The sequence below is a fragment of the Paenibacillus xanthanilyticus genome (assembly GCF_042682185.1).
GTDB classification, from domain to species: domain Bacteria; phylum Bacillota; class Bacilli; order Paenibacillales; family Paenibacillaceae; genus Paenibacillus_Z; species Paenibacillus_Z xanthanilyticus.
Window position 1 is genome coordinate 1,293,791 of sequence record NZ_JBHUHA010000001.1, and the last position, 13,945, is coordinate 1,307,735.

Sequence of the window (13,945 nt, forward strand, 5' to 3'; positions counted from 1 at the left end):
GCTGCCATGAAGCAAATTGCCCAAACGGACCGCAAAGCCGCTCTTCATCACGCGATCCGTGCCATGATCCTCATTGGCATCGCGTTCTATGTCGTCTACCTGCAAACGACCGGCAAGCTGACGTTATATATCGCGCCGCGCATGACGATCTATGTAAAGCTCGCCTCACTCGCGTTATATGCGACGGCTGTCTTCAGTATCTATGAGGCATTCCGGCTGCTGTCCAAGCCGCCGGCCGAAGCTTGCGGATGCAGCCATTCGGCGCCTTCGTCCCCGTTCAGAAGCGCGTTGACATACCTGCTGTTCATCCTTCCGCTCGGCATCGTCTTCCTGACGCCGGACACGACGATTGGCAGCGCGATGGCCGCGAACAAGGGGATGACGCTGAGCGCGGCGCAAGCGCTGCAGAAGCCGGCTGAGGCAAGCGCGGAAGCGGACGTGCCGATCGCGGAGGATAGCGGCGCGCCGATAACGGAAGTCGTGGACGAACCGACGGCTGAACCAGATCCCGCGGTTAGCGAATTGCCTGCCGATGCCCTTTCGACGCCTTCGCCGGACGGTGAAGCCGAGCCTCCCGCCGGCTCGCTAGATGCCTTGTTCCCGGCCGACGAGTATACGATCTCGTATGCGAATCTCGGCAAGAAGCTTTATCAGCAGGAGGTTATCGTCGTCGAAGAGAAACGATATATGGAAATTTTGACGGCGCTTGATCTGTTCCTTGACCGGTTCGTCGGCAAGACGATCACGATTGAAGGGTTCGTCTATCGCGACGATACGCTGACCGGCAACGCGTTCATCCTGGGTCGATTCGCCGTCTCCTGCTGCGCCGCCGACGCGATGCCGTACGGCGTGATGGTCCAGACCGACCATCCTGAGCAATACGGGAACGATACGTGGCTGCGGATGACCGGCACGCTCTCGACGACGACCTATAACGGCAACGACATCATGCTGCTGCAGGCTACCGCGACCGAGCAGATCGAGCCTGCCGACGATCCGTACGTCTATCCGAATTATGATTTCTAGCGAACAATTGACCGCGCAGAAAATGCCGTAACCAAAAACAGGATACGTGCAAACAGGGGCGTCCCAGCGTCATCTCGTGATGACTTCTGGGACGCCCCTGTTATTCGAAGCATTAACTGCCTGCTTGCCTGCCTGCGCCTTCCAGCTCCAACCTCTCGTCCATTCGGTGCTGGCGCTTGCCATAGGCGATGATGACTTGCACCGCGCCAAGCCCGGCGCAGATCGCGTACATGCCCGAATATGAGGTCGCGTCCGCGATCGGTCCCATCAACACGCCGCCTAGCGAGACGCCCAGATCGGCGGTGGCGATGAACAGTCCGATGAGCACGTTTCGGCTCGCCGGCGGCAGCACGAACGATAGATAAGTGGTCAACGTTGGATATAGAAGCGCCTGCGCAATCCCCATGAGTAGCGCCCCGACATACAGCAGCATCGCGCTGACGGTCGCGGCAAGGCTGACGCACAGCGCCGCGGCCGTCAAGAGGAGCATCGTGCCCATCATGAACGCGGAATGCCACTTCCCGTCCGACGGGATGCGGCGGCGGAGGGCAAAACGACCGAGCACGACCGTCCCCGCCTGAATCATCAAGTAAATGCCGGCGCTGACGCCGGGAAGTTCAGCCGCATAGAGCGGCATGAACGTCGTAACGGCTCCGAATACAACGGATGCGCCGCACATAAGCAGGCTGCATGTCAACAAAATCGGATTGCGCACGAGCTGCCCCCAAGATTGAGACGCGCGCGAGTGCGGCCCGTTCGCACCGGCTCCCGGCCTCGACTTGTCGTCTCCGCGTGCGGCGCTGAACCCGAAGAGGCCCGTGAAGACGGCGATCCCGATCAGCATCCACGTAAAATCGCCCATCCCGCCCGCCTGCCACACATTAAGCGCGATGATCGGACCGACGATGCCCGGCATATAGGTAAACAACGAATAAAGCGAAATGCCCTGCGAGCGCTCCTTCTCCGGCAGTGCGTCAATAATGCCGATTTGCAGCGCCATCGAGAAGAACGCCGTCGACACGCCCTGCATCATCCGGGCGACGAGATAGCCGCCAAGTCCGGTGAACGTATACAGGATGAGCGCGCATCCGTTCAACAGCAGAATTAGACGCAGCACTTTCAACGGACCGTGCTTCTGGATGATATGGCCCGCCCACGGCCGCATGACCATGGCGGTAAACATATAGGCGCCCATAATGACGCCGATCGCGGCGTTGCTCGCGCCCAATTCGTCGCCGCGCAGCGGAATAATGACGTTCAAGATCGCATTCGCGCTGAAGAATAACAACGCCAATACATACAGCCTTACAAATGGCCATGATAACGCTCCGCCCACAACCTGTTCCTCCTACGCGATCCAAAGGATTGCCGTATTCGCCGCCCGCACCGATGGCGGCTTCAGATGACCATCCGCAGCAGCTTCTTCGCATAGTCCGATTGCGCGTGCGCAAGCCGTCCGACCGAAATCCGCTCCTCGATTCGTCCCGCCTTGAAAATAACGAGATCGTCGCACAAATACGCCGCCGCTTGGATGTCATGGGTGATGAAAATATAGCCGATCCCGCGCCCGACGCGCAGCGCCTTCAACAAATCCAGCACCTGCAGCTGAACCGAGGCGTCCAGCGCATTCACCGCTTCGTCGAATACGATCCATCTCGGCTCCGTCGCGATCGCGCGGGCGATGCACACCCGCTGCGCTTCCCCGCCGGATAGCTCATGCGGGAATTTGGTCCCGTAGGAAGACGGCAAGCCGACTTGCCGCAGGAGCTCGTCGACCTTGCGCCGCTGCTCGCGCCGCGGCTGCTTCGCCCTCCATACCGGCTCCAGAATCGCTTCCTCTACGGTGAAGAACGGGTTGATCGAAGAGGCGTAATCTTGAAAGACGGCGCTGATGCCGCCTCTTAAGCGGCGGTCCGCCACCGGGATGCCGTCCAGCTCGACCTTGCCGCGATCCGGCTTCTCCAGACCGAGCAGCAGACGGCCGAGCGTGGATTTGCCGCTGCCGCTCTCCCCAATAATGCCAAGACTGCTTCCCGCCTCGCAGGCGAAAGAAACGCCCCGCAGCACGGGATGCAGCTCGCCCAGGAACCACCCGCGCTTGCGATAGCTCTTGTCGACGCCATCCACCATCAGCATCCCATCTCCCCCTCCATCATGCGCCGGAATGTGCCGCTGAGCGCTTGCCTAGCCGCGACAAGCTGGCGCGTATAAGGATGCCGCGCCTCTGAGAACATCGCACGCGCGTCACCGAACTCGACGATTGTTCCTTCTCTCATAACCGCGACCTCGTCCGCAAGCCGTTCCACGACGCCCAGATCATGGGAGATGAGCAGCATCGAACCGCCGACCCGTTCGCGTAAGGCGAGCAGCTGCTGCACCACCTCGAATTGGGTGACCATGTCGAGCGCCGTCGTCGGTTCGTCCGCGATGATCAGGTCCGGCTCCAACACGATCGTAAGCGCGATCATCATCCGCTGCAGCATCCCGCCCGACAACTCATGCGGATATTTGCCCAGCAGCGCGGCCGCATTCGGGAGCATGACGCTTTCCATGGCCGCCGCCATCCTCGCGTCGACGTCGCTTTTGCCCCAGCCGTAGTGACGGCGAAGCGTCTCCCGCGCATGAACGCCGACCGGGGAAGAAGGATCGAAGGCGCGCATGCCATTCTGCGGAATGAGACAAATCCGCTTCCCCCGCATGGCGCTCATGCCGCGCTCGGATCGCGCGCCCAGATTCTCGCCCCGGAAGACAACCTCGCCTGACTGGCGAAGCCCGGGAGGAAGCAATCTCATGATCGCTCTGCACGTGAGAGACTTCCCGCTCCCGCTCTCCCCGACGATCGCCAGACAGCTGCCCTGCTTGACGCGGAACGAGCTGTCCTGCACGAGAACGCGGTCACCGGCCGGATCGTGGATGCGCAACCGATTAACCTCGAGTATATTCATAGGCGACCGCCTCCACCTTCCGCCGGCGAAGCCGCTGCCTGGATGTGAGCAGCTTCGGATCTAGCGCCGTCTGCAGCGCATCGGCCAGGAAATTGAACGCCGACACGACGACGACGACGGCGACGCCCGGAGCCAGCATCAGCTCGGGCCGCGAGAACATGACCTCGCTCGCCTCGTTCAACATCATGCCCCACTCCGCATGGGGCGCTTGAATGCCAAGCCCCAGGAACGACAGTCCCGATACTTGCAAAATCATGGAGCCCAGGGCGGTACTGGAGAGGACGGCCACGTCCGCGAACGTCATCGGCAGCAGATGCATGCGCATGACGCGAAGCGGACCGCTCCCGGAAAGCCGGGCGAATTTGACGTAATCCATGTCCGAATATTGCATCACGGACGTGCGGATGATCCGGGCGAACCACGGCCACTTCATCGCGGCGAACGCGATCAGAATGTTGTCCAGACCCGGGCCCAGCATCCCGACGATCGCCAGCGTCATCACATAGCCGGGGAAGGCGAGCATCACGTCGCAGATCCGCATCAACGCCGCATCGATTCGCCCGCGCAAGTAGCCGGCCGCGAAGCCGACGACCGCCCCGATCGCGACCGAGACGAACAAGGCAAGCATCACCCACAGCACGCTCGGGCGGATGCCGTAGAGCAGCCGGGACAGCAGACATCTGCCCAGGTGATCGTTCCCCAGCCAGTGCGCCCAGGACGGCCCCGCATAGCGAAGCCTCATATTGACGGCCAGCGGATCGTGCGGCGCAAGCCAAGGCGCGCAGATACCGGCCGTCAGCGTCATGGCGATGACGATCAGCGCCGCCATGCCAAGCCTATCGTTCGATAGATTTCGTAATACGCGCATCAGAGTTCCTTTCTGAACCGGGGGTTCAGCGCGGCTTGAATCAGGTCCGCCAACGTATTGAACAGCACGAACGAGACTGCCACGATGAACACGTAGGCTTGAATAATCGGAAAGTCTCGACTTAGAATCGCCTTGACGCCGAGCCTCCCCAAGCCCGGCCAGGCAAACACGTTCTCGATGACGACCGTGCTGCCCAGTATCGTCGGCACCGCCATGCCGAACACCGTAATCGCCACCTGCAGCGAGTTCCGCACGATATGTCTGGTCACCGCGGCTTCCGCCAGTCCGCTAGCCCTGCCATACAGCACATAACCCTCATGAAGCTGTCCGAGCATCGAAGCGCGGACGCTGCGGAAATAGATGCCCGCATAGCCAAGCGTCATGACCGTAACCGGCAAAATATAGCTGGCTCCGGAATCCATGCCGCTCGTCGGCAGCAAATCCAGCTTCACGGCCAGCAGCCAGATCAACAGGGAAGCGAGCCAATACGAGGGCATCGCGGTCAGGACGAACGAGATGCCCCTAGCCGATTGATCAAGCAGCGTCCCCGCCCGCATCGCGCACGCGACGCCAAGCAGGATCGACGCCCCGATAATGGCGGCCGACGAAATCAGCGTCAGCTGCAGGGTGTGAAGGAACGCCGGTCCGACCTGGGACCAGACCGGCTCGCCCGTCACGTAAGAATAGCCGAAGTCCAACCGCATGCAGTCGGCCGCCCATCGCGCATACCGGAGCAGAAGCGGATCGTTCAGGCCCAGCTCCTCCCGCGTATGCGCGATCAAGTCCTCGGTCGGCACCGGCACGCCCTGCGCGTGCAGGACGACTTCGGCCGGATCCATCGGGGACAGATGAATCAGGAGGAACGTCAGGAACGAAGAGACGGCGAGCATCGGCATCGCGATCAACAGCCTTCGTATTAAATAAGCGCCCATTCGTCCGCTCTGCCCCGCGCGCTATTCGAAGCGCATCCGCTCGAACGGCAGCTCGAACTGGGTTTGCTTGAAGTCGATGCCCTGCATGGACGTCGGCGCCACGACGGTCACCCCGCCGTTCGTAATCGGGATGAAGACCGCTTCCTCATGGACGATGGCCATAATGTCGGCATACAGCGACTTGCGTGAAGCTTCGTCCGTGGACACCATGACGTCCTCGATTTTCCGGTACAGCTCATCCGCCTTGGCGATCCCGCTCGTCGCATGCAGGTAAGAGGAAGCCGAGGTGAACGCGGCGATCGTGCTCTGCGGATCGTACGCCAATCCCCACGTTTGGTTGAACAGCAAATCATAGTCGCCGGTCGAACGACGATTCGCGATGGAGGAGGATTCCTCGCCGATCACCGCAATCTCCATCCCGATCGACTTCAGCTCGCTCTGAATGAATTCGGCCTGCGTCTTCTGCGAGGAGGAGTTGCTGTCGTAGTACAGGTTTGCTGCCAGCGGCTTGCCATTCTTAACGCGGACCTGCTCTCCTTCCGGCATCGTCCAGCCCGCTGTCTCCAGCAGCGCGGCGGCTGCGTTCAGATCGTACTCGCGCGGCTTCAGATCGGGATTGGCATAGGGCACGTTGTCCGAGAACAGCTTCTGCGCCGGCGTCTCCACGCCGCCGAAGATATCGCGGCTGATCGTCTCCCGGTCGATCGCCTGCCAGATCGCTTCGCGTACGGCCGTCTCCACGACGGGACTGCCTGCCTTGCCGGTATTCGCCACGATCATCTTCGTGTTCATCGCTTCGCTGCGGACGATCTGGTAGTCGCCAGCTTCTTCCAGCTGCTTCATCGCTTCGACGTCGATGCTGTCGGCGCCTCGGTCATCCGTGAAAGCGAAGTTCACCTCGCCCTTCTGCAAGGCAAGATACGTCGTCTCTCCGGCCGGCAGCACCTTGGCCGTCACCTTCTTGATGGCCGGCGCGCCGCCCCAATACGACTCGTTCGCTTCGAAGACCGCGAATTGATCGGTCTCATGCTCGGTAAACTTATACGGCCCCGTGCCGTGGAAGCCGTTCACGCCGTCCTTGGTCCCGCCATTCTTGAAGTCCTTCGGGGACAAGAACACGAACGGTCTCGTCATGGACAACTCCACCAGTGCCGGATAATACGGCTGGGCAAGCGCGAGCTCGACCGTATGCTCGTCGATGACGCGGATGCCCGTCAGCTTGGTCGTCAGCTTAATCCAGGAATGCTTCTCCGCGTTTTGCAGCACCGCTTCGATATTCAGCTTGACGGCCTCCGCGTTGAACGGTTCGCCGTCATGGAACTTTACGTCCTTGCGCAGATGGAACGTGTATGTCTTGCCATCGGCCGAGACGTCCCACGATTCGGCCAGCAGCGGCTGGATGCCGTCCTTCGTGTTCTCGACGAGCGATTCGTAGACCATGCCCTGCGCCGGCATCGAGCCGGAATATAAGTGCGGATTCATATCTTGAATATCTTTCGCCGTCGCGTAAATCAGGTCGGACGGTTCTTCCGCGGCGGCCGCGTCCGTGGCCGCCGCCTCCTTGTTCGAGCTGCACCCTGCCAGCATGATCATGACGGATGCAGCAATGCCGATCAGAACGGCACGATGTCTTGCGTTCACGCGAATACCTCCCAATTGTCGCAAATCCTCTTTATGTCTTCCTCGAATGTCTGCACGACGAACGCCTCCGATAACGGCATGTGCTGCCGAACGTCGGACGCGCGCCTCAGCGCCTCTTCGTAGGTATAGATAAATCGATCGATCGTCGGGCAATCCGCGCCGAGATGCCGGGCGATGCCCTGAATGATTTTGATGCGGTAATAGTCTTCCTTCGGCATCCGTGGGATGTCCAGGCAGCCCTCCTTGTTCACGAAGACCGGTCGGATCGGCACCGCGGAGAAATCGTAATAGCGGCCTTCGCGGTCAGGCTCCGAGAATGGATCGATCATGAGCGACGCATATCGGACATACAGCAGATACGCCTGGTGAATCGGCGCGAGCCGCTCGAATCGTTCGATCTCCGCGCGCGGCAAGCTCTCCGGCCGCACCGGATAATTGTCGTCGATCATGAATTTCAGCAAATTCAGGCGCGGGAGATGGAGCCGGTCCACGATGCCCATCATCTCGCTCCACTGCGCCAGCATGTCGCCGATGAGCGATGGCGTGATCGGCCCTTCCGGGAACAATTTGTACACGTATTTCGGGACGTCCCCGGGTTCGAAAATCGCCTGCAGGGCGAACGCGTTCATGAACAGCGGCGGATGGACGTACAGCGAGATGTTGCGCGACTCGGCCGCAAGCGGCGAATGCAGCGCTTCTGTAGCGATGCCCAGCTGCTCGAAGCCGGCTTGCAGGCGGCGGACGTTGTCCGATCGCGCTGCCGTCGACCCGAGGTACACCTTGCGCTTCACCGCCGCGGTAAGGACCCGATTGGACGGCTCGCCGCCCGCCCATCGCGTGTCTCCATAATAGGTGGAGAAGCTGACGACCTCCGCGTCCGGCCGGATGTCCTGCATATAGCGATGGACCAGCCGGTTCGAGCCGAAAGTCGGCGAGACGAGCACGAGCAGCTTCGCTTCGCGCAGCACGCTTGGCGGCAGCCGCTTCAGCACGTCGAGATAAGCATCCGCCGTGACGGCGAGAATGAGCGTGTCCCATACGCCCCGAACCAATTCATAGCCTCGGAATACAGCATCGAAGGCGCATTCGCCTTCCATGGCGCGATGCTTCTCGTTCTGCACGCTGGCGATGCCGAGCGATCCGCCATGATGCAGCGCCTCGAAGATAGCCGCAGACCGGACGGACTCCCGCCCGGCGATCGCCACGCGCGATTGCCACAGCCGCTTGCACGTCACGGCAAGCTGGATGGATGCGGGTCCCGTGCCCAGCAGCAAAACCCGTTGAAAGTCGTTCATCGCGCCGTTTCCACCTCCCGTTCGTTAGCCGAAGCTTTCGTATAAATGGCGATGTCGAACACGCGATCCGGGCGCTGCAGCTGCTCGGTCAGCCTCCATTTGCGATCATGGACATGCTCCATCGGATAATTGAACAACGACTTGAACCCGTCGCCGTAACGCATCGCCACGACGACCTGATCGTTCGTTAATGCGTGCAGCCGGTCCAGCAGCTCATATTTCACGTCCACGGTGGAGCTGAAGATCACGTGGGTGGCCTCCATCGTGAAGTTCAACTCCTCCAGCAATGCGCGTTCCAACCGGATCGGCAAGCCTTCCCCAAGCTTCGCGGTCACCTTCCGTCCCAGGTCGATCGCCTCCTCGTCAATGTCAATGCCGACGACCTCCGCGCCGGTCTGCCTGGCGATGTAGAGCGGAGTCATCGGGAACGAACCCGAACCGACCAGCAGCACCTTGGACGAAGGTGCTGCCCTGAAGCGGCCGAACTCCTCTTCGATCCGCGCTTCGATATCCGCGAAGTATGACGCCGCAGCGGTCTCGCCGCCCAACAGCTTGCGCGCGCGGTACTTCTCCATCATCGCCACGCACCGGGCCGAATCGCGGCGAATAGCCGGCACGAGCTGGTCGAACTCGCCTGGTTCCTGTTCCGCAAGCCTCTCCCAGGCCGATTGGTTCGCGCGATCCGTTATCCATGCGGTATACCGGTCGATCGCCTGCTCGAGCTCGTTAGCGTGATGAAGCGAACGGTCATAACCGTCCGCCAAGTCGGCGAATTGACGGGCAAATTCGCCGAGCTGCGCATGGAGCTTATGTAAGGTCTTCATTCTTTCCCCTCCCGAATGAATGGACGTTCGCGCTAGATATCGATATAAGCCTTGCCTTGCGCGACGATATGCACGGAGCCCTCGATCGCGACGCTTCCCGGCGAATCCGGATGATGGGCGGCGCACACGCGGATGACGCCGCCGGGCTGACGGATGCCCACATCAATGTCGCGCTGCCGCTTCCAGGCCAAGTAAGCGCCGACCGAAGCGGTACCGGAGCCGCAACCGCGTTCCCAGACCAAACTTTCCAGATGCGGGACATAGATGAGCGGGGCCATCTCGTAATCCGTCGGGTTGAACAGCATGATGCCAATCAGCGGAGCGCCAGTCGCCACGCCCAGCAGCTTGGCCAGCGCCTCCGCCTTCTCTCTTGCCTCGTCATGGAACCGCTCCAGCTCCAAGACCAGATGGATGAATGCCGGATAGCGCACGATCGCGATATCGAGCTCGGAACCGTCGAACCGAATAGTTCGCCGTTCGATTTGCTTCGGCGCAGGCATGTCGACCCGGCAGAGGTAAGCGTCCGGTCTTCTCGTCACTTGGCAGGAGACGAGCTGCTCCGTGCCTGATGCTTCCAAGCGGACGTACGCGGTGTCGTCCGGTCCAAGCCCTCGTTCCGCCGCTTGGTAGACGGCGAGCGCCATGCACGCATTGCCGCAGAACTCGCCGCCGGCCATCATGAGCCGAGCGTCGGCTTCCATGCGGGCGGCCTGCCCGATGAACCCGACCTGCTCCGCATAGACGCTGTCATAGGACATCACCTTGGAGGCGATGTGCGGCAGCTGTTCGGCCGGATGATCCGTCTTCACGAGAACCGTCATGTTCTGCGTCGGACTGAACTTTATAAATTCGATCTCCTGTTTCATCGCCACTACCCTTTGCGCGTATGGTTGTCGTGCCCGATTAGACTTGCCATGCAGGTATGGTTCTGGATGAGTACTATGTAATTTTTACGAATTGACGATATGCCGACAGCGACAGGATGACAAGACGAAATGCCGGGAATTTCCCCACTTTAGACGGTCTTGAGCGAGATTCTTATCACACCACCCCTTTCATTGGCGTAAATATTACGATTTCACGGCAAGCAGCTTCCTTTCGTCTCCCCGTTCCTTCCGCTTGGCGTACGGCCGATATTCCTCGAGCGATTCCCCTAGCAGACGGACGCTCAGCGGCTTGTCATCGATAATCGCCTTCCGCTTTGCCTTCAGCACGATCTGCTCCATATCCGCGAAGCTGAGGTCTCGCGTCAACTCCGCGGCCTGTTCGATGATGCCGGGTTCGTGCTCGAATGCGCCGACGAGCAGCTCCGCATACCTACGCCGGCCGGCCGCATCGGGGACGGCATACGTCATCTTCGTGTCGAACCTTCTCCACACCGCATCGTCCAGCTGCGTCTCCAAGTTGGTTGCCGCCATAAAAATGCTGTCGCACTCGAATTCGTCAAGGCACTGCAGCAGCGTATTGACGACTCGCGCCATCTCCTTGACCTCGTCGTTGTTGTCGCGGGTGCGGGCGATCGCATCGAATTCGTCCAGGAACAGCACGCACGGCGTCGCTTTGGCAAATTCGAAAATTTTGCGGATGTTGCTGCCCGTCTCGCCCAGATGACTATGAATAATCGCGTCTAGTCGGACGAGGATGAGCGGAAGGCGGAGCTGTTCCGCAAGATGGAAGGCGGTTAGCGTCTTCCCGGTGCCCGGCGGGCCGAACATGACGATCTTGTTCGGCACGGGCACGTCGTGCGCCGCGAACTTCTCCTTCATGCCGAGGATGGTCAGAAATTCCCGCACGATCCGTTCGTTCTTCGGCGTTAGCACGATATGCCTCGCCTTCTTGGCGCACTCCTTCGGCGTATAGACCGTCGCCGTATCGATGCCCTTGGCTCTGGGCAGCCGGCTGTTATTGTTCGTCTTGCTCATGGATGTCGTGCTCTCCTTCATGGATTGTTTTGTAATTATTACGATTATTAGAAGCATACCGTTCGCTTGCTTATCTGTCAACCCTCTCCATTTCGCAATTCTTTTGTCCTTTCCGAGTGCAAAAAGAAGTAAAGAGCAGCCGACCGCTTGTGCCGGCGACTGCCCTGCTGTTCTACTGACTATTGATGATGCGTGCGAAGCAGCGAGAACTGCTGCGCCAGAAAACGCGGCGTATACGGCATATCGTTGCGCACCCAAGAGACGATCGTGCCGATCAAAGCGGCGGAGCTGTACCAGATCGCGATATCCTTCTGAACGCCGGCCGTATTCACGAAGGAGGGCCGTCCGCTCTCCAGCCTTAGCCGAACGGTCTCCGACAGCATTCGGAGCAGCCGCTCCGTGAAGATCGGCGTCCTCCTCGAGGCGAGCACCACCTTGAAAAATTTCGCATGTTCGGCAATATGTTCGAGCAGACTTAGCATAGCCAGTTCGTCCTCTTCTTCCGCCGAATCGGCGTCCACGGGCTTGCGATTCACCGCCTGCTGAATATCCTCGATCATCTCGTCGGCCATCTTCTCCAGCATATCGGGGATATCGCGGTAGTGCAGGTAGAACGTCACCCGATTAATGGTCGCTCGCTCGGCGATCTTGTTGACCGATATCTTCTCGATATCCATCTCCTGCAGCAGGTCGACGAAAGCGTCCTTCAATAATTGGCGCGTTCGGAGGATTCTGGGATCCGTGCGGGGTTTGTCCTGATTCATGGGCTTGATTCCTTTCCGGCATCGTGATTTACACTTTCGCCCATTCTGTCTTATAACTATCCGTTAAGCAACAAAACGAAGACGAACGATGATTAGTTTACACTTCTACCCCATTGCGTCGCTTGTAAGATACAGCTTTCTGCTTATAATCTAATTTATAATGTGTTAATTATCTAACACCTTGTAAATTAAGTCCAGCGTGGAGAGGATGGAGAAAGTGAGTAAAGGTACGGAAACAAGCAATTCTTCAATTAAGCGCGGACCGATCTTGTTCGTCATGATCATAGGCGCTTTCCTTGCGACGTTGAACCAAACCATCATGAGCGTGGCGACCCCCGTGCTTATGGAAGACTTGAGTATTACCGCCGCTACGGCGCAATGGCTGACGACGGGCTATCTGCTCGTGAATGGGGTTCTGATCCCGATTACGGCTTATTTCATGCAGCGCTTCAGCACGAGGCAGCTGTTCCAGGCGTCGATGATCATTTTCCTCGTCGGCACGATCGTCTCCGCCTTGGCTACGGACTTCCCCGTCCTGTTAACCGGACGGATGATCCAAGCAGCGGGCGCCGGCATCATCATGCCGCTGTTGACCAATGTCATCCTTGTGCTGTTCCCGCCGGAGAAGCGCGGCGCCGCGATGGGGATGATGGGACTTGCGATTATTTTCGCGCCGGCTATCGGACCAACGCTGGCCGGTTACATTATGGAAAATTATGCATGGGAAACGATGTTCTACGGCATGATCCCGCTCACCCTCATCGTTATCGCCTGCGGGTTCATCTATTTGCGGAATATATCGGAACGAGTCGACACGCGCATGGACGTCCTGAGCGTCGTGTTGTCCACGATCGGCTTCGGCTCCTTGCTGTACGGCTTCAGCCGCGCGGGCAGCTTGGGCTGGTCGAGCGCGGAGGTGCTGATTACGGTCGCATCCGGTCTCGTGTCTCTGGCGCTGTTCACTTGGCGCCAGCTAAGCACCCGCGAACCACTGCTTGATCTGCGGGCGTTCAAGTACAGCATGTTCTCGCTGACGACGATCATCAATATCGCCGTCACGATGGTCATGTACGCGGATATGATGCTGCTGCCGCTCTACCTGCAGAACGCCCGAGGCTACACGGCGCTGGAGTCCGGCTTGCTGATGCTTCCGGGCGCACTCGTCATGGGCTTCATGATGCCGGTGGCCGGTAAGCTGTTCGACCGGTTCGGAGCCAAATGGCTGTCCGTCATCGGGATGATCGTGACGATCGTGACGACGCTTGGCTTCATCGACCTGACTGACACGACCAGTTACACGTACCTGCTGCTCATGTCAACCGCGCGCCGGATCGGGATGGCGCTGCTGCTGATGCCGATTCAGACGGCCGGCTTGAACCAGCTGCCGAACCGCTTGAACGCGCACGGCACGGCGATCTCCAACACGATCCGCCAAGTGGCCGGCGCGGTCGGCACCTCGCTGCTCGTCACCGTCATGACCAATCGGACGACGACGCATATGAAGGATATGATGGCTTCAGGCGGCACCGAAGGCGCTACGCAAGCGCAGATGATTACCAACGCTTCGATCATGGGCATCAACGATTCCTATCTCGTCATCGTCGGCATCGCCGTGCTTGGGCTCGCGCTCTCGTTCTTCATCAAGCGCGTCCCGCAAGCCGTGGAAGAGCCCGCTTCGACCGGGATGAGACGCGCGGCGTCGTAAACAGCCTCACGTGCTCGGCATGA

The 13,945-nt window shown here is 59.7% G+C and carries 13 protein-coding genes; 2 read left to right on the forward strand and 11 right to left on the reverse strand.

Going from position 1 to position 13,945, the window contains the following annotated elements; all coding sequences use genetic code 11:
* The first annotated feature begins 6 nt into the window (after positions 1-6).
* Positions 7-1,026 carry a TIGR03943 family putative permease subunit gene (locus ACFSKT_RS05330; protein ID WP_377717385.1) on the forward strand — a complete coding sequence of 340 codons (1,020 nt, stop codon included), beginning with the start codon at positions 7-9 and terminating at the stop codon, positions 1,024-1,026.
* Between the two features lie 112 nt (positions 1,027-1,138).
* Here ACFSKT_RS05330 and cntE read toward each other — a convergent pair whose 3' ends face one another.
* The 11 genes from cntE to ACFSKT_RS05385 form a co-directional block, all read right to left on the reverse strand.
* Entirely contained in the window at positions 1,139-2,362 is a 1,224-nt protein-coding gene (gene cntE, locus ACFSKT_RS05335; protein WP_377717387.1) for a staphylopine family metallophore export MFS transporter CntE, read from the reverse strand.
* A gap of 62 nt (positions 2,363-2,424) precedes the next feature.
* Positions 2,425-3,162 carry an ABC transporter ATP-binding protein gene (locus tag ACFSKT_RS05340; protein ID WP_377717388.1) on the reverse strand — a complete coding sequence of 246 codons (738 nt, stop codon included), beginning with the start codon at positions 3,160-3,162 and terminating at the stop codon, positions 2,425-2,427.
* Positions 3,156-3,971 carry a staphylopine uptake ABC transporter ATP-binding protein CntD gene (cntD, locus tag ACFSKT_RS05345; protein ID WP_377717389.1) on the reverse strand — a complete coding sequence of 272 codons (816 nt, stop codon included), beginning with the start codon at positions 3,969-3,971 and terminating at the stop codon, positions 3,156-3,158. The genes ACFSKT_RS05340 and cntD overlap by 7 nt, the downstream gene beginning before the upstream one ends.
* Positions 3,952-4,839, reverse strand: coding sequence for a staphylopine uptake ABC transporter permease subunit CntC (cntC, locus tag ACFSKT_RS05350; protein WP_377717391.1), 888 nt, complete (start codon positions 4,837-4,839; stop codon positions 3,952-3,954). The genes cntD and cntC overlap by 20 nt, the downstream gene beginning before the upstream one ends.
* Entirely contained in the window at positions 4,839-5,771 is a 933-nt protein-coding gene (gene opp1B / locus ACFSKT_RS05355; RefSeq protein ID WP_377717392.1) for a nickel/cobalt ABC transporter permease, read from the reverse strand. Before opp1B ends, cntC begins: the two co-directional genes overlap by 1 nt.
* A gap of 21 nt (positions 5,772-5,792) precedes the next feature.
* Positions 5,793-7,412, reverse strand: coding sequence for a staphylopine-dependent metal ABC transporter substrate-binding lipoprotein (gene cntA / locus ACFSKT_RS05360; RefSeq protein ID WP_377717394.1), 1,620 nt, complete (start codon positions 7,410-7,412; stop codon positions 5,793-5,795).
* Positions 7,409-8,707, reverse strand: coding sequence for an opine metallophore biosynthesis dehydrogenase (locus tag ACFSKT_RS05365; RefSeq protein ID WP_377717395.1), 1,299 nt, complete (start codon positions 8,705-8,707; stop codon positions 7,409-7,411). Before ACFSKT_RS05365 ends, cntA begins: the two co-directional genes overlap by 4 nt.
* A complete protein-coding gene (locus ACFSKT_RS05370) occupies positions 8,704-9,531 on the reverse strand; it encodes an SAM-dependent methyltransferase (protein ID WP_377717397.1) in 828 nt (275 codons plus the stop codon). Before ACFSKT_RS05370 ends, ACFSKT_RS05365 begins: the two co-directional genes overlap by 4 nt.
* A gap of 32 nt (positions 9,532-9,563) precedes the next feature.
* Positions 9,564-10,397 (reverse strand): diaminopimelate epimerase, encoded by an 834-nt coding sequence (locus ACFSKT_RS05375; protein WP_377717398.1) that lies wholly within the window; start codon positions 10,395-10,397, stop codon positions 9,564-9,566.
* 204 nt (positions 10,398-10,601) lie between these two features.
* The gene (locus ACFSKT_RS05380) at positions 10,602-11,453 is read right to left on the reverse strand and encodes an AAA family ATPase (RefSeq protein ID WP_377717400.1); all 852 of its coding nucleotides are present in this window, start codon (positions 11,451-11,453) and stop codon (positions 10,602-10,604) included.
* Between the two features lie 179 nt (positions 11,454-11,632).
* Positions 11,633-12,217 (reverse strand): TetR/AcrR family transcriptional regulator, encoded by a 585-nt coding sequence (locus ACFSKT_RS05385; protein ID WP_377717401.1) that lies wholly within the window; start codon positions 12,215-12,217, stop codon positions 11,633-11,635.
* 277 nt (positions 12,218-12,494) lie between these two features.
* Here ACFSKT_RS05385 and ACFSKT_RS05390 point away from each other — a divergent pair, with 277 nt between their 5' ends.
* A complete protein-coding gene (locus ACFSKT_RS05390) occupies positions 12,495-13,922 on the forward strand; it encodes a DHA2 family efflux MFS transporter permease subunit (RefSeq protein ID WP_377717414.1) in 1,428 nt (475 codons plus the stop codon).
* The last annotated feature ends 23 nt before the right edge of the window (positions 13,923-13,945 follow it).